15 protein-coding genes are annotated in these 17,172 nt (G+C 33.9%); 7 read left to right on the forward strand and 8 right to left on the reverse strand.

Features of this window, described 5'->3' with window-relative positions; translation table 11 throughout:
- Window positions 1-51: 51 nt before the first annotated feature.
- The 3 genes from AB3I20_RS00950 to AB3I20_RS00960 all read right to left on the reverse strand — a co-directional run bounded on the left by AB3I20_RS00950 (window position 52) and on the right by AB3I20_RS00960 (window position 3,271).
- A complete protein-coding gene (locus tag AB3I20_RS00950) occupies window positions 52-1,056 on the reverse strand; it encodes a tyrosine-type recombinase/integrase (RefSeq protein ID WP_368026829.1) in 1,005 nt (334 codons plus the stop codon).
- Between the two features lie 216 nt (window positions 1,057-1,272).
- Window positions 1,273-2,592 carry a sensor histidine kinase gene (locus tag AB3I20_RS00955; protein ID WP_368026830.1) on the reverse strand — a complete coding sequence of 440 codons (1,320 nt, stop codon included), beginning with the start codon at window positions 2,590-2,592 and terminating at the stop codon, window positions 1,273-1,275.
- 4 nt (window positions 2,593-2,596) lie between these two features.
- Window positions 2,597-3,271 (reverse strand): response regulator transcription factor, encoded by a 675-nt coding sequence (locus AB3I20_RS00960; protein ID WP_075491162.1) that lies wholly within the window; start codon window positions 3,269-3,271, stop codon window positions 2,597-2,599.
- A 197-nt stretch (window positions 3,272-3,468) separates the two neighbouring features.
- Between AB3I20_RS00960 and AB3I20_RS00965 the strand changes: the two genes are divergently transcribed.
- The 5 genes from AB3I20_RS00965 to AB3I20_RS00985 all read left to right on the forward strand — a co-directional run bounded on the left by AB3I20_RS00965 (window position 3,469) and on the right by AB3I20_RS00985 (window position 9,624).
- A complete protein-coding gene (locus tag AB3I20_RS00965) occupies window positions 3,469-3,885 on the forward strand; it encodes a hypothetical protein (protein WP_075491164.1) in 417 nt (138 codons plus the stop codon).
- Between the two features lie 27 nt (window positions 3,886-3,912).
- A complete protein-coding gene (locus tag AB3I20_RS00970) occupies window positions 3,913-4,419 on the forward strand; it encodes a cysteine hydrolase family protein (protein WP_368026831.1) in 507 nt (168 codons plus the stop codon).
- 153 nt (window positions 4,420-4,572) lie between these two features.
- Window positions 4,573-6,768, forward strand: coding sequence for a DNA topoisomerase III (topB, locus tag AB3I20_RS00975; RefSeq protein ID WP_368026832.1), 2,196 nt, complete (start codon window positions 4,573-4,575; stop codon window positions 6,766-6,768).
- Between the two features lie 122 nt (window positions 6,769-6,890).
- Window positions 6,891-7,184, forward strand: a complete 294-nt coding sequence (locus tag AB3I20_RS00980; protein ID WP_218658262.1) for a hypothetical protein — start codon at window positions 6,891-6,893, stop codon at window positions 7,182-7,184.
- A 1,012-nt stretch (window positions 7,185-8,196) separates the two neighbouring features.
- Window positions 8,197-9,624, forward strand: a complete 1,428-nt coding sequence (locus AB3I20_RS00985) for an amino acid permease (protein ID WP_071868385.1) — start codon at window positions 8,197-8,199, stop codon at window positions 9,622-9,624.
- 204 nt (window positions 9,625-9,828) lie between these two features.
- Here AB3I20_RS00985 and AB3I20_RS00990 read toward each other — a convergent pair whose 3' ends face one another.
- Both AB3I20_RS00990 and AB3I20_RS00995 read right to left on the reverse strand, forming a co-directional pair.
- Window positions 9,829-10,122 carry an rRNA processing protein gene (locus AB3I20_RS00990; RefSeq protein WP_067482048.1) on the reverse strand — a complete coding sequence of 98 codons (294 nt, stop codon included), beginning with the start codon at window positions 10,120-10,122 and terminating at the stop codon, window positions 9,829-9,831.
- A gap of 105 nt (window positions 10,123-10,227) precedes the next feature.
- Window positions 10,228-11,259 carry a Gfo/Idh/MocA family oxidoreductase gene (locus AB3I20_RS00995; protein ID WP_368026833.1) on the reverse strand — a complete coding sequence of 344 codons (1,032 nt, stop codon included), beginning with the start codon at window positions 11,257-11,259 and terminating at the stop codon, window positions 10,228-10,230.
- 201 nt (window positions 11,260-11,460) lie between these two features.
- Here AB3I20_RS00995 and AB3I20_RS01000 point away from each other — a divergent pair, with 201 nt between their 5' ends.
- Window positions 11,461-12,333 carry a MurR/RpiR family transcriptional regulator gene (locus AB3I20_RS01000; RefSeq protein WP_075491608.1) on the forward strand — a complete coding sequence of 291 codons (873 nt, stop codon included), beginning with the start codon at window positions 11,461-11,463 and terminating at the stop codon, window positions 12,331-12,333.
- Window positions 12,334-12,372: 39 nt separating this feature from the next.
- Here AB3I20_RS01000 and AB3I20_RS01005 read toward each other — a convergent pair whose 3' ends face one another.
- Entirely contained in the window at window positions 12,373-13,317 is a 945-nt protein-coding gene (locus AB3I20_RS01005; RefSeq protein WP_067482042.1) for an L-lactate dehydrogenase, read from the reverse strand.
- 130 nt (window positions 13,318-13,447) lie between these two features.
- A complete protein-coding gene (locus AB3I20_RS01010; RefSeq protein ID WP_368026834.1) occupies window positions 13,448-14,500 on the reverse strand; it encodes a family 20 glycosylhydrolase in 1,053 nt (350 codons plus the stop codon).
- A gap of 202 nt (window positions 14,501-14,702) precedes the next feature.
- Between AB3I20_RS01010 and AB3I20_RS01015 the strand changes: the two genes are divergently transcribed.
- Window positions 14,703-15,752, forward strand: a complete 1,050-nt coding sequence (locus tag AB3I20_RS01015; RefSeq protein ID WP_067482039.1) for an AI-2E family transporter — start codon at window positions 14,703-14,705, stop codon at window positions 15,750-15,752.
- Window positions 15,753-16,152: 400 nt separating this feature from the next.
- Here the strand turns inward: AB3I20_RS01015 and AB3I20_RS01020 are convergent, their stop codons facing one another.
- Window positions 16,153-17,097: an MBL fold metallo-hydrolase gene (locus AB3I20_RS01020; RefSeq protein ID WP_075491602.1), complete on the reverse strand. Its 945-nt coding sequence runs from the start codon at window positions 17,095-17,097 to the stop codon at window positions 16,153-16,155.
- Window positions 17,098-17,172: the final 75 nt, after the last annotated feature.

Below are 17,172 nucleotides of genomic sequence, written 5' to 3' on the forward strand. Positions count from 1 at the left end.
AAAAGCTTTATTGCTGGTTGATTTCTAGACAATTTAGCTAAAATCGGTATGTTAGCTAAATTGGCGGTAGGAAAATACCAGCATTTTTTGATAGACTTCTTGAAAATTATGTTGATGAAGGTAGCGATTGCCACATAAATAGTTAACTGCGTCGAGATCATCCAAATATTGTTCAGTATAATAACGAAAAGTTTTTCGACACAACTCTGGTGAAAGATTTTGATAAACAGTTACTTTACTTAAAATTTGCCGAATCGTTCGAGGAGAAATCTGCTGGTCATGTGATGATTGAAAGACAAATTCTTCCGCAGCTAATTCATTTAGTGTGAGATACGCTGTCAGCAAACTGAATGCTTCATTGGGAAGTGGTACTTGATTCAACCGGTTTTCTTTTCGATGTAATTGGATCAGCTGTTTTTCTAGCAGGAGATCTTTCCTCTTTAATTCAACAATTTCATGAATTTTGAGTCCACAATAAAGCAATAGTGCAAGGATTGCGAGATTGCGTGGTCGGTTTTTCTTCTCAAAACTAGCTTCTCGGCTTGTGTCAAATCCTGCAGATGGTATGAATAGTGTTTCAAAATCAAGTAATAAATCCGCAGAGAGATAACGTGGTGCGGCTGAAGTGGTCTCTGGGGTGCTGGTCCCTAACAACGAAATTTCTTCTTTTAGTTTGCCATTTTGAAACAAAAACTTCAAAAAATGGTTGAGCGCGTATTGTTTCCGAGAAACACCATGATAATTATTTTTAAATGTCTGTTCGATAGGCTGTTCAGCGGCTGTCTGAAAAGAGCGTGTATGACGATATATACTAGCTAGAAAGTTCAGGTAATCTTGTTTCTCTAATTGTAAGATAAATTTATCATCCATTTCTTGATTTGGATAAGCTTCTTTTAGAAAATCGGTAAATAAATGGAAATCTTTCGCATATTCATAACGGCTACTTAAAGATAAGTGTCCCCGGTTTTCAAGCAAGAACTGTTCAAAAATTGGCGGCAACAATTGTAATCTTTGTTTCAATTTTTCTTGTACTTGTTTTCTAGTTTTACTATCCATAATTGTTCTCCTTTCAGCTTTGGATAAAGCAATCCTAAACGCAGATGAGTTATTAACGAGATCAGGCAAAACGATAGCTGATTCTTTCTCTTATCCTAAAACAAAAGTCAGGAATAGGAAAGTATTAGTACAGGAAAAACAATTCTGACTAAAATATCTAAATAAAAAATTCCGATAGAGATCAAATCAATTGATTTGATCTCTATCGGAACTCTTTTATTTTAGGGGTAATTCAACAGTGAAGATGACACCTTGTGGTTCATAATCCCTTACAGAAATTTTCCCTTTATGCTGCTCGACAATTTGCTTGGCAATTGCCAAACCCAGCCCATAGCCACCAGTTTCTTTTGAACGAGAACGATCTTCACGATAAAAACGTTCAAAGATTCGCGCTTTTTCTTCAGGGGAAATATTTGGTCCAGTATTCTTAACTTCAATTTGCCATTCTTTGTTAGTTATTTGTGATTCAATCAAGATAGAATCACTTTGGCTAGTGTATTTCAAAGCATTATCAAGTAGGATAACTAATACTTGATGGATTTTCTTTTCATCAATGAAGACAGTAGCTGTGGTCTTATTCGCAATCAAGAAATGTTTTCCATCCATTTCGGCCATTTCTTGAAATGGCTTAACTAATTGAGCGATGAACGGCTGGATATTTACAGCTGTTTTTGATAAAAGCCGTTGATTCGAATCATTTCGCGCAATCGTTAATAAATCTGTCGTCAGTCCAGTAAGTCGCCGAGTTTCTGCTAAAGCTTGAGCAATACTTTCTGATTCTTCGATAACAGTGTGATTTGGTTTTGTAAATAAATGTTCTAAGCTATTTTGGATAATAGACAAAGGTGTTCGGAATTCATGAGAAGCATTTTCGACAAATTCCTTTTGCTGTTTCCACGAAGCTAGAATAGGGCGCATACTTAAGTTAGATAGATAATAACTAATACCAATTGAAATCAGCCAGAAGACGATCATACAAATAATCATAACAGTTTGAAAGGTAGCTAGAGAATCTTTAATCTGATTTGTATTTGCTAATACTTGAATATAAGCAATTTCGCTCTGATTGGACTCAGCTTTACGTGTAATTGAACGAAAAGCCAAAGAATGATCGTTCTCTGATTCAGATAAATCGATACTTTGAATAACATCTAGATTTTTGGTATTCAATTTCAATCCTTGAATTTGATTTAAACGGCCACCAATAGCAGCTTTATTTAAAATCTCGCCAGAAGCAGACCACAAAATCACTTGGGTATTAAAACGATTGTTATCCGGATCACTTAAGGGTTGTCCGCCAGGAAAATTTTCTAAAAAGGGGTTTCCTTGTTCATAACGAGAAATTTCTAACTGAACGGCTCGCGAATTTGCATCAATTTGAGTTAGACTTAAATCAGTTTCTCTGTAGGCAGATTGGTTCAACAGTTGAAGCGTGATAAAGCCTAATAAAATAAAAATACTAGCAAAAGCAGTAACATTAGTTAAAAAGAAACGGATTTTTTGCTTGTTAGGAAATCTGTCTTTTATTTTTTTCATTTTGTTACACTTCCTGTAAAATGTAGCCAACGTTTCGGAGTGTTTTGATGTCTTTCGCAAGAGTCGTTTCACGCAGGTGTTTTCGTAAATTACTCATATAAACTTCAACGACTGTTAATGTCGTATCGGAATCAAATCCCCAAATCCGATCGAAAATCTGTTCCTTTGTTAAAATAATACCTTTGTTTTGCAAAAAGTAAGTTAAGAGTTCAAATTCTTTTCCTTGAATTGGTAAAATTTCGCCTTTAAAAGAGACCTCATTACGATTTAAATCACAAGTTACACCTTTGTATTCAAGTGAATGCTCATTAAAAAGTCCCAAAGAACGTTTCAATAACGCTTTGACACGCATAATCAACTCTTCACGATAAAATGGCTTAGTTAAATAGTCATCAGCGCCTTTTTCAAACCCTTCGATTTTATCTTCTAAACCATCTTTTGCTGTTAAAATCAAGACAGGCGTCTGGATATTTGCTTTTCTTGCTTGGGCTAAAACTTCGTATCCGTTCATTTCGGGCATCATCAGATCAAGAATAACTAAGTCATAAATACCACTTTCTAATTCAAAGAGCCCTTCACTACCATTGTAAACTTGGACGACTTCTCCAAGATCGTTAATAATCTCTTTGATGTTGTCAGATAAAACTTTTTCATCCTCAACAATGAGTAACTTTATCATTGATTCACCTCATTTTTCATTCTAATTAATTTTAACATAGTTAACCTAAAGTTAGCTTAAAGCAATTTTGTGTGTCTAATTGAGGAATTACCGACTGCAATTATTAATAATAAGTAAAAAAAAGCGTTCTTTCAGTGAAAATAAATGTAATGTTTCTGAAAATAGTTTTATAGTGTTGAAAAAGAGAGGGGATAGCTATGTTAAAGAAAAAAACAGTCTTTTTGGTGACTCGTACGCAATCACTTGGAAAACATATTACCAAACAGCTTTATCGGAACGTTCGGACAAGTGATTTGAAAAATAAGTTGAAATTTGTTTATGTAGAACTAGCCAAAAATCAAGACATGATTCATGCACTTCAAGGAGACATCGTTTTAGTCGATTATTTTTTGAATAGAGATGTACCCAAGATTGCTTCTAACTTATCACCAGATGTGTGCATTGAGTTATTGAATATCGGAAGTACTAGTACGCATTCGCCAATCATGCTCGAACGGCAACTTGAGCCTTTGCTACAGTTAAACCCTTTGGAAATTCGCGTGCATAATAATCAAGATTTCTCTTTGCTTGAATACGTGTTGCCAGCGGCAGATATCGGACTAAATCGGCTATAATGTAGAAAACAACGAGGGGACGTTTGTATGAAAGCACAACTATGTGATGCACTAGTCGTAATTGATTTACAAAACGGTGTTTGTCACGATAAAACTGAAATTTTTGGATTAGAATTGCTAACAAAACAAGTAAATGAACGTATACTTTTATATAAAGAACAACAAAAGCAAATCATCTTTATTCAACATTCCGATAAAGAACTAATTTCAGGGACAACGGCTTGGAAAATCATTCCCGAAATTATTCAACCAAATGAAGCGCGTTATGTAGAAAAAACGCATGCGGATCCTTTTTTCGAAACAGCGCTACAAAATATGCTGATGGAGTTAAATATTCAGACGCTGGAAATTTGTGGGGCACAAACAGAATATTGCATTGATACGTCAATCAAAGTTGCGCACCACCTAGGCTATCAAGTAAGGATGCTGCATTCTTTAACAACGACTTACGACAACGCATTTATGAGTGCGCAAGACACAATTGCATTTTATGAAAAAATTTGGGATCAAAGATTTGTTGAATTTATGGTCTAAATGGATAAATCTTCATTTTTATGAAACTACGAACGTATTTTTGCCTTTCCTTATCAGACTCTTGATGAGGTAAGGCTTTTTTTGGTTGTCAGATTCAAGAATTTGTTTCATAATAGGTAAGTCGAAAATAGCTTGAATAACGGAGGGAAAGCTATGAAAACAGTCATTTTAGCTGAAAAGCCATCACAAGCAAAAGCTTATGCTGAAGCCTTTCAACAACGAAAAAAACGGGATGGTTATTATGAAATCAAAGATCCGTTATTTACAGGTGAAGTAACAATTACTTATGGATTTGGCCATTTAGTAGATATGGTTCCACCGGGAGCATATGATCAACGTTGGGCGAGATGGTCCTTAGAAAATTTACCTATTTTCCCTGAGACTTTTCAATATGAAGTTCCTACGGATAAGAGAGCGCAGTTTGCAATTGTCAAAAGAGAGCTGCAGTCTGCAAATACCATTATTGTTGCTACTGATGGGGATCGAGAAGGAGAAGCGATTGCCTGGTCGATTATTCGTCAAGCAAAAGCATTTTCCAAAGAAAAAAAATATCTTCGTTTATGGATTAATTCTTTAGAAAAAGAAGCAATCTATGATGGCTTTAAAGATTTAAGACCAGGTGAGTACTATTACCCGAAGTATAAAGAGGCAAAAGCAAGACAAAATGCTGATTGGCTAATCGGAATGAATGGCAGTCCTTTATACAGTTTGTTGCTTCAAAATAAAGGAATTGATGGTAGCTTTTCACTAGGAAGAGTTCAGACACCTACTTTATATATGATTTTTAAACTACAAGAAGAAATCAATCATTTCAAAAAGGAACCTTATTTCGAAGGTGAGGGAGAAATTCGACATCAAAATGGGCGATTCATCGGAAAAATGGAACCCAAAAAAACTTTCAAGACACCAGAAGCATTAACAGAAGAATTGCAAAAGTTAGGTGCGCATTTGGGTGTTCAAGAAGGGCGAATCAACAAGGTAGAAAAAAAAGAAAAGCAAATACGTAGTCCACGATTATTTTCGCTATCTAGTTTGCAATCGAAAATGAATCAGTTGATGAGAGCTAGTGCAAAATCAACTTTAGAAGCGGTTCAAGGGTTATATGAAAGTAAATTTTTAAGCTATCCCAGAACGGATTCGCCATATATCACTGATAATGAACATCGCTATCTAGTTCAGCGATTAGAAAAATATAAAGGATTTCTTGGTATTGATACGATTGAAACACCAGAACTCTTTCCAAAAAAACGTTACGTTGATGCTAGTAAAGTACAGGAACATCATGCAATTATTCCTACCAAAACGATCCCGACCAAAGAACGTTTTGCTAAACTTTCGCGTCTCCAACAAGCGGTCTATTTGCAGGTGCTACAAACGACGCTCGCAATGTTTGCAAGTAACTACATTTATGAAGAAACAACTATTTTGACAGCTGTAAATCAGTTGAGACTAAAAAGTATTGGCAAAATACCTATCCAACAAGGTTGGCAAGCGATCTTAAATACTGGAAAGAAAAAGAAAAAAGACCTGCAAAAATTGCCGATAATTCAAGAAGGTGATCTTGTTGAAGTCGAATTGAAGCGTCTCGAAAAAGAAACACAACCTCCCAAACCTTACAATGAAGGGACGCTGATTACAGCTATGAAAACAGCGGGGAAAACATTAGATGATAACGAAGCACAAGAAATATTGAAAGAAGTGGAAGGGATTGGAACTGAAGCAACACGTGCAAATATTATCGAAAATTTGAAGCAGCGTCACTATATCGAAGTAAAGAAAAATGAACTATTTGTTACTTCAAAAGGTATCACTTTATGTAAAGCTGTCGCAAGTGAACCACTATTGACCAGTGCCGAAATGACTGCGCGTTGGGAAGGGTATTTACGAAAAATTGGAGAGAACCAAGGAACTCCTGAAGTATTTTTGGAAAATATCAAAAAATTTATTTTACATTTGCTAGATTCAGTTCCGCAACAAATCCAACAAGTTGATTTATCAAAGGAAGTTAGCGGTACACGTCAAATTAAGGCGATGGAGAAGAAGAACGATCAATTGGGTCGCTGTCCAAAGTGTCAAAAAGGGGTTGTGATGTTGTATCCTAAGATTGCAAGTTGTCTCAACGCAGAATGTGACTTCAAATTATGGCCAATAGTCGCTAAAAAGAAACTGACTAAGACGAACCTACGTGAGCTTTTATCGAAAAGAAAGACCAGCAAGGTAATCAAAGGATTTACTGGTAAAAAAGGAAAGTTCGATGCAGTTTTAGTATTAAAAGCGGATCTAACAATTGGCTTCGAATTCCCATGGATGGACAAAGCAAATTCAGAAAAAGAGTCACAATCAGAGTAAAGACATTTATTCCGAAAAGTGAGAACTTTAACACTTAGAAAACAAAAATAAAAATATTTATAAAATAATAAAGATAAGAGGTACCGTTTTTGCGAAAAATTCATTCATTACTAAATTATTCAATGGGGGTAATTGTTTTAATTGCGCTATATCAAGCATTTATCAAGTATCCAACTTATGGGACGAAATTACTAGCTGTTACTTCGGAAAAGCAAACAGCTTATTCACCAACATTGATTTTATCGACAGTAACAGCGTTAGCAAAAAGTGCTTTGTACTTTTTTCATAAAACAACAAGCATGCTGAAACGAAAAAAACAAAGAAAACAACTATTCTTAGTTCTAGGAGCTGCCGGAGTGATCTATTTCTTGCCTGTAATCAAAGAGATTTTTCACCAGGTGACAGCAGCTTTCTAAAGAATGTTTGAAACTCTCTTTTTAGATTAAGAAGTTTTAACATTACAATGCTTAATTATATATTATTGTCAGTAGCCTAAAAAGCCATCAAAAGAGGAATTGTATCCCAAGATTCCTCTTTTGATGGCTTAATTAGTCTGAATCAATCAAGACACAGATAATAAAATAAATCCACTTTATATGTCTAAAACCAGTTTTTTTGATTATTTTCTATATTCTAATTGGTAATTTTGTAGCTGTATAAATGATTCCATTAATCCACCAAGCACGCCAAAAACCTGTGAATTCGCAAATCTTATGTTTATCCTACGAACAAATGACAATATTGACTACGAATTTTCGGAATTTGGGTACATTTTTTCAGAAATTAAGTAGTTTCAAGCTAAATCTAAAACATTTTTACCAAGACAAGTATACGTCAGAATTTTAAACACAAATTTTACTGTATTTTACGTATATAAAACAAAAACGAATGATTTTCGTCAAATAATGCTTAATTTAGGAACAAAGGGAGGGTTGGTACAGCGATTTAAATTTTAAATTTATTTTAGTTTACATAATATATATTATACAAAGTAGATTACAAGAATGAGATTCACTCTTTTAATCAAATAATTGCTGTTTTATATTAATTTTAGCTAATTATTACTGAATACAACATTTAAAAATTATTTTGCATGAATTTTGTATGTTGCTTTTATCTTTACTCAACATAAATACTATAAAAAATGATTTATCTTTATGTATTGTGATCAATACAATTATTGTAACTTTTTTAATCGAAAAACTACTGATTATGTTTAAACGTTTTTGGGATTTCAACCTTAACTATTTGATTATTTAGTGAAATTTGCAGATTGATTTTTTTAATCGCTTTATTTCTTAACTTATAGATGATTTTTATTTTTTAGTTCTCTTTGTGTTCTTTCGCTATATTTTAAGTGAAACACAGATTGTCTTTCATACTATTTTCAGAAAAATAAGATTATAATACTTGCTGGAGGTTATGTATATGGAAGAAAAGAAAAATTTTATTTCGTGGCCCGTGTTGGCATTAATGTCTTTTGTTACGGTTATTGGGTTTGATGATATTATTTATAATTTTGCTAATCAAGGCATGGGTGTTATTACTTCATGGGTTATTTTGTTAATACTATACGTTGTTCCCTATTCATTGATGGTTGGTCAGCTGGGGTCTGTCTTTAATCATGAAGGTGGTGGTTTGAGTTCGTGGGTTCGTGGTACAAGTGGTGATAAACTTGGCTACTTTACGGCATGGACTTATTGGGCTGCTTCTATCCCCTATGTTGTTGACACCGCTAATGCAGTGGTAGTTGGTTTTGGTTGGTTGATTAATGGAAATGATTCGATGGAAGACACAATGTCTAATTCGTTATTTGCTTTACTGACATTTGTTATTTTCTTGGCATTTATTTTCTTGCAACGTCATTTCAAGAAGTCTTTAGAAGTTCTAAGCACAATTGGCGGTGGTGCAATGTTTGTGATGACAATCTTATTCGTTATTATGACCTTTACTTCTCTATTTATGCCAAATGGACACATTGAAACACAACCAATGAATTTCAAAACAATTTTGCCAAAATTTGATCTGCATTACTTAACAACGATTGGGTTACTGATTTATGCAATTAATGGAGCAGAATTAGTTGCGCCTTTCGTTACTCGAATGCGTAAACCGAAGAGAGAATTTCCTAAAGCAATGATTATGTTAACTGTTATGACTATTTTCTTAACTGTTTTTGGTTCTTTTTCTTTAGGTGTATTCTTCGATGCGCACCATTTACCGAATAATCTAAAGATGAATGGTTCTTATTATGCTTTTCAACGTCTAGGTGAGTTTTTTCATATGGGGAATAGCTTGATGTATATCTTTGCGGTGACACAAATTATTTATATGTGTGCGCTGCTTGCAGTTTTACTTGATGCTATGACAAGAATGCTTATCTCAGATACAGGTAAAGAATTCATGCCTAAAAAATTAACAAAATTAAATGAAGATGGTCTACCAATTAATGGATATATTCTAACAACTGCGTTAAGTGCTTTTATTCTATTGTTGGGTGTTTTCTTGCCAGAAATGAATGATATTTTTAACTGGTTATTGAACTTGAATGGGATTATTTCTCCAGGTGTGACTTGTTGGATTTTCTTTGCGTTTATCAAAATCCGTTTAAATAGTCAAAAATACCAATCAGAGTACGTGTTTATCAAAAACGACCGATTTGCTGTTGCCGTTGGTGTCTGGTGTTTTGCTGTAACAATAATTGCAACGCTTTTTGGTGTCTTACCACAGGATGCCGCTTTTGGTTCATCACTTTTTTGGCATGAATTAATCATCAATATTGTTGGAATTGTTGTTTTGATTGGTTTAGGGTTCGTTATGCCCTATCTAGCAAAACGCGAAAGGAATCAAATTTAATAGTGTAAACATAAATAAAAAAAGACAAGGCACTAGCGTTTAGTGCCTTGTCTTTAGAATAAAGAGACGGGTAGAAAACTAGAAATCCAGTCGTTATCAACACATTTTCCAATTAAAAAAAGCCTAAAATCAACGTTCTGAGAAACGAATTTTAGGCTTTTTTTCTATTTAAGTGAGGCTACGTTTGCCTCAGCCTATTTTTGTTTATTTAGAATGTTTGTTTTTTGATGTCAATTCTTCAAATTTTTCTTTGACATCTTCTATGACTTCTTCAACTACTTCTTCAAGTTTGTTTGGTTCTTCTTTTGTGTCATCTTCAACCGCATTTGATCCAGATAATGCGACTGTTTTTTCTTCTCCAGAGTTAGTTCCAGATAATGCTTCTTGTTTGTTTTGTGTTTCGCCAGAATTAGTGCCAGCCAAAGCTACTTCATCATCTGTTTTTGGTGCCATTGATCCTCTTAGTCGTTTTCCTTTTTCACCATCGTAATTAGTCATAGTTTTGTCCCTCCAGAAAATTATCATGTTCTCTTATTTATCTTACCTAAGAATAAATAGACTGTCAAAAAGGATCTCTTTAATTTAAATTTTTGAATATAAATGTTATTCTTTCTCTTCGTTTTCTTGAATAGAACGAATGCCATTTTCTAAAATCTGCATTTGTAAAATGGTTTCTTCATCTTTAATGAGTTTTTCTGCACCATTGATTAATGTTTCATAAATACCGTCATATACACGGCCATAATCACCTATCTCTGAAGTCACCTTTTCTTCACGATAGATGTTTTTATCATCCATGTAAGTTAAAACACCAAAATGTTCCGGTAAATCTATTCCAAAATCAGCGTTATCTGGCATATAAAACATTTTCAAATGTTCTTCTTGACGATCTTTCGTTTGTTTGATAAACATGCCTTTTTTTCCATAAACAACAAAGCTAGGACGTTCTTTGATTCTAAAGTAACTTGATTTTATTGAGATTTTCATTGTTCCATAGAAAAAATCTAAATCAAAATAATCATTCATCCGACCTTTTCCTAATAATTGGCGAACATCATAATGAATGTCGTCTGGTTCACCAAAGTAAGAAAGAACTTGGTCTACTGTGTGACACGCATGTCCGTAAAGATAGCTGTTTGCTATAGAAAACGTAGTGGTGCTTTCAGGGATTTCTGGTCGAAAATAATCGTAATGCATCTCGATTTCTAAAATATCTCCTAGTTTGCCACTTTCAATTACCTTTTGTACAGTTAAAAAATCTGAATCAAAACGTCTATTTTGATAGCATTGGATAAACAATCCTTGTTCTTTAGCTAGAGAAAAGAGTTCTTTTGCCTCTTTAGAAGTTTCTGCAAAAGGTTTTTCAACTAAAACATTTTTGCCGTGTCTTAGTGCAAGTTTGGCATATTCATAATGAAATTGACTTGGTGTCGTGATAACGACTAATTGAATCTCAGGGTCGTTCCATAAATCAGCTAGTTTTGTAGTGTACTCGATATCATCAAAAGTTTCCCAGGCTGGTTCACTTGGTGAGTAAATTTTTTTTATTCTTATTTTGTCTGATAATTTTCTAGAAAAAGGTAAATGATAACGATTTGTACTCTTTCCATTTCCCAGATAAGCAATTGTTAACATAAATAAACCTCCTATATAGTTGATACGCCAAGTATACTGAATCCTGTGTTCAAAGTCTTAACGTACACGTATTTTGGTAAAAATGTTCTGAATTTCACTGGAAATTAACCGTTTTTTGAAAAAAAGTACCAATTTTTAGGAATTAGTAGCCAACCTTGTCATTTGTTAGTAAGATGATAAAGACGTTAGGAGGTTGAAAGCGTGTTGATTGAAGATAAATTAGCCGAACAAGAAACATTTACTACTACAGAGAAGCGGATTGCAGATTATATCCGATTACATTTTGAAGAAGCCGTCTATTTAACGATTGAGGAACTGGCAAAAGCTACATATACTTCTCACTCAGCTATTATTCGTTTATGTAAAAAAATGGGTTATACAGGCTTTAAAGAATTTCGCTTTGAATTAGGACGTGAAGTTCATCAACTAGTAGCCCAGTTTAATCATGTGATTGATCCAAATTTTCCATTTTCACATGAAGATAATGCTCAAACGATTGCTAAGAAAATGGCAGACCTTACTGTTCAGACAATAAAAAAAGCGCAACTACAAATTGAAGGACAAGAATTAGATACGATAGCAACGACGTTAAATAAAGCAAACCGAATGTTTTTATTCGCAAAAGGAGATTCCCAGATTACTGCAAGGAAGTTTCAAAATAAGTTAGTTAAGCTTAATAAATTTTTGATTCTTGCTGAAGAGTATAGTGATTCTTCATGGAATGCTGCTAATCTGATGAAAAATGATTGTGCGATCTTTATTAGCTATAGTGGTCGTATTCACCATTATGAACGGATATTGGCTTACTTGAACTATGTGGGTACCCCTTCTTTGCTAATTACAGGAAACGAACATTCTGAAATGGCAAAGAAAGCGACAATGAGTTTAGTTATTTCTCAAGATGAATATGACTTTGCAAAAGTCGCTACTTTCTCTTCTCAGATTGCTTTTGATTATGTGCTAAATACCCTTTATTCAGTCATGTATGCACAGAACTTTCAAGAAAATCTACTTAATCTTAAAGACAAGCAAGAACTTTTGCAAAAAGGGCTTTTGAAAGAATATCATAACTAAAAAAGGGAAGAGCTCCACCTCTTCCCTTTCACCACATTATTATTTTACAGTATCTAGAACAGCTTGTAATTCAGATACAGAGCGATTAAATGACTCTTGTTCTTCGTCTGTGATAGCTAATTCGATTATTTCACGGACACCATTTTCATCTACTACAGAAGGTACCCCAGTAAAGATGTCCTTTTGACTATATTGATTTGATAAATAAGCTGAAACTGGTAGCACGGCTTGCTCATTATTCAAGACGGCTTTTACAATCCGAGTAGTACTCATTCCGATACCATAGTATGTTGCTTTTTTTCGGTCAATGATTTCGTAGGCTGCATTTTTAACCTTTTCAGCAATTATTGTTAGCTCACCTTTTGTTAGGCGAGAATCACTTTCTACTAGTTCGAGAATCGGTTTGCCACCTACTGTTGTGTGAGACCAGACAGCAACTTCAGAGTCACCATGTTCACCCATAACATAGCCGTGAACACTTCTTGGGTCGACTTGTAATTTCAATGCGATTTCTTTTCTTAGTCTAGTAGTATCTAAAGTTGTTCCTGTACCAATCACACGATTATTTGGTAATCCAGATGTCTGCCAAGCAATATAAGTGAGAATATCTACGGGATTTGAAGCAATCACAAGGATACCATCAAATCCAGCATTCATAATTTGTACAACTATTTCGCGCATGATAGTCGCGTTTGTTTTAACAAGGTCTAGGCGAGTTTGACCAGGTTTTTGATTGATCCCTGCTGTGATGACTACTAGATTAGCATCTGCGCATTCAGTATAGTCACCAGATTTAACAGCAATATTTTCTTCGCCCCAAGCCATACCATCTAGCAAGTCAAGTGCTTCTCCTTCTGCTTTTTCGTGATTAACATCAATTAAAACTAATTCATTTGTAATCCCTTGATTAATCATCGCATAGGCAATACTTGTTCCAACGAATCCTGTACCTACAATTGCGACTTTTCTACTTGTTTTCATCATATATAATCATCTCTTTCTAGTAGTTTTCTTTTCATGAAAAGTATAAATGATTATTTTTCATTTATAAAGATGATATTTATAATAGTTTTTATTATGAAATATTATAGAAAAGTAATGAGAATGAATGACTTTATTTTGTTGCTAGCTGATCATTCCAGAGCATTGTTTGTTGCACTTTTAGTGGTTCTTTAATCATTTGTAATACTTCCTCTTCCGTTAATGCATCTGGGAAGTCGCACCAGATGGCAAAATATGTTCCAGGTACTTTAGTTAGTTGCTCCTCTGTAATCTGTTGATTACCAGAAAAAATCGTTGGCTTCCACTCTTTTTTTATTTTATCTCCAGTAGGATAACGATAGCCCGCTCCTTCACCAAGTACAAAATAAAAATAGTTATCATTGAAATTTAACACTTGATGCCCTTCTTCAAAAAAGGTTTGAACATCTGCCATTTGTGCATTGTAATTTGTCCAATAAGTGATTTGAATTGATTTCTTCAGGCCGCTTTCCGCTTTCTGATTCTTTTTGTAAACTCCATCATTCCAGATACGTGCAGTTTTACCAGTTGATTCAACTAGAGTTGCTAGGTCATTGATATAATCAATAAATAGATCATAGGTTCTATCAGGATTCTGATAAATTTCCTCTGCTTTTTTCGCTAATTGAGGATAGCGATCTAATTCATCAAAACTAATATATTCGTCTGCTCCTAAATGAAAATAATGTGAATCATGGAATAGTTCTAAATATTCTTTGATAATTTCTTTGATTTTATTCACTGCCAGTTGATTTGTGATATCTATTGCACGGTTTGAAGGGAAAACATCTGAGTCTTCTCCTAAACGTTCCATCTGCCATTCTGGATAAATACTAAGTAGTCGTTTCAAGTGACCAGGACTATCAAATTCTGGAATGATTTCGATTCCCAGTTGCTTAGCATAAGCGATTAATTCTTTGATTTCTATTTTTGATAAGTAGTGCGACGAAGTTAACGCTGGAACAGTTTCGCATTCAATTCGGAAACCTTCGTTGTCCGAAAAATGAAGCTGTAACGCATTCATTTTTAGTGATGCCATGTAATCAAGTAGATCTTTTAAAAAATTTGGTGAATAAAATTTGCGACCAATATCAATTGATAAACCTCGTTCTGTGGAAATTGGTAAGGAATCTGTTAGTTTTGTCATTTTGTCTGCACCTCTACTTTATATATTTAGATCTCTTTAGTAGTATGACATAACTCTTTTGTATGTAAACCCTTTCTTTTTTAGATGTTAGTAAGGAATTGATAAGAAAGTACCTAATGTTACTTTTAACGGTTTTCTTTTTAAGTTTGTTCATTCTATAATGAGTTTGTTACGTACTATAATTTTCTGGGAGGTTGTATGATTGTCTTTTTACCAACGATTTTTGGCAAATGAAAAAATTCGTAGGTTGACTGTTCTACTTTCAGTTATCTTACTACTTTTCTTATCTAAAGCAATGATTACTACGGTCTTGCTCACCTTTATCTTTACCTATTTAATGATTCATCTTGTTCAGATTATTCAGCGTTTTGTTAAGATACCAACTGCAGCACTAACAGTAGTTATTTATTCGATAGTGGTTTACATGATTTATCTGGCACTAACGAAGTATATCCCTATCTTGATTCATCAGACTTTTGATATGGTTGGTTCAGTTATTCACTTTTATGAACAGCAACCTAAAGATGATAATCCACTACTAACCTATGTTCATAATTATATTGAACGCAATGATTTTTTTGAACAAGTGCAAAATAGTGCATCTATTGCTATTGGCTATCTACAAGATCTTGGAAAATTAGCTGTAGCGTTTGCCATGTCCTTTATTTTGAGTTTCTTTTTCATGATTGAGAAGAAAAAAACAGTGCTTTTTTCTCGACTCTTTTTGAAAAGTGAGTTTGCTTGGTTCTTTCAAGATATTTATTATTTCGCAGATAAATTTGTTAACACGTTTGGCTTAGTTTTGGAGGCACAATTTGTGATTGCTGTTTTGAACACCGTGATTACGACAATTGCCTTAGCTGCATTTGGATTCACTCAATTACCTAGTTTAGCGATCATGATTTTTATTTTGAGCCTGATTCCAGTAGCGGGTGTTATTATCTCTTGCATTCCATTGTCATTTATTGCTTACTCGCAAGGAGGAATCAGAGATGTTGTTTATATTTTAATCACGATTTTGATTGTCCACTTGATCGAGTCTTATGTATTGAATCCTAAATTGATGTCTAGCAAAACAGAATTACCGATTTTTTATACTTTTATCGTACTATTAGTCAGTGAGCGTTTGTTTGGTGTTTGGGGACTAATCGTGGGTATTCCGATTTTCACTTTCTTTTTAGACATTTTAAAAGTAAAAGAAATTCCTCTACATCTAAAAAAAGAGCAACAAGAAGTAATTAAAAAAGAGTAAAAAATAACGTCGAAGTCCTGTAGTGACCCCGAAAAGTTAGACTTTTTATAGAGTGGATTCATCCGCTCTATTTTTTATGCCGTTTTTTGATTTCATCCAGAACAATCAAAAGTCATGTTCCACCATTTATTTGGCACTTTGGTAACGGAGATACTTAGTAAGATAAGGGGTTATCTTATTCTCGTTTTCTAATAGATATATGGAATGAAAATGGTGGTTGCTTTTGTATCTAATATATAAAAAAACTCTTTTTGTTCTGATAAGCGGTTGATAGCAACTTATTCGAACGAAAAGAGTTTATATCTCTAAATTTTTTATCTCCAAATATAGGTCATCATCTTTTTGTCTTCAATATTGTGAAGAAACTTCCTGATTTAGACGTCTTCGCTATTTGATAAGATTATTCCCAGTCCATTTCTCCAGTCACAACTTTAGCACTCATTTCTAAACTTCCATCTGGCAAATTTGGATAAGCTTTTTTCATTTTTTCGATAATCTCTGCGCTTGCTTGACTATCTTTTTCTACTTCAATAAATTTTTGAATATAGTCTTTGGTAAATTCAATATTTTTGGCTGAAAAATCATTTCCTTGTTCAAAATGCCCTGGAATAACTACTTTAGGCTGCAAAGAAGTTAGTTCATCAAGGTCTGTAATCCATTGTTCTTGGGCTTCAATCGTTTTTGTATCTGCCATAAATAAATGGCTACCTGTAGAAACAAGAATCCCACCTAAAAGTAAGTCATCTTCTTTATTGTAAAGTGTTTGTTCCTTTCTATCGCTGCCAAAAATTGAGAATTCTGTTCCCTCTAAGCTAATTGAATCTTTCACTTCTTCGGGAATAATGATTTCGTCGGGTGTATTTTCTTTTAGCGTATCCGACCATACAGAAAGCTTCGCCTTGTAAGTTTCTTTGATTCTTTCAATGTTAGAAGCTGTAGCTAAAAGTTTAGCGTTTGGAAATTTCTTTTTGATTTGGCTTGCTCCAAAATAATAATCTGGATCACTATAAGAAATATAAATTGTCTGAATATCAATGTTCTTGTCTTTAGCTACTTTTAAAATCTTTTCTGCGTCTGTTTTTGAAAACTGAGTATCTACTAATAAGCCTTTACCGTTTTTTTCAATAATTGTTGCAGTAGCCCCAAACACTTCATCTGGATTCATAGTGTAATATGTGATATTGTGCCCGTTCGTTTCTGTATACATCTTTGTGTCCTCCTTTGTCATTGTTGTGGCGTTACTTGAATTATTTTTTGTGTTTTCCTCTTTATTTTGAGATGAACAAGCAGCTAACAAAACCGTGCCCATACTAATTGCTAATAAAAATAAACCAATTTTTTTCATACGATACCCCTTTCTAGATAATACTTCCTGCCTGTATATTTGTAAATTACAGGTAAATAATATATAATAAAAGTA

Origin of the sequence: Enterococcus sp. C50 (assembly GCF_040887505.1) — a bacterium.
GTDB classification, from domain to species: Bacteria; Bacillota; Bacilli; order Lactobacillales; family Enterococcaceae; genus Enterococcus_B; species Enterococcus_B thailandicus.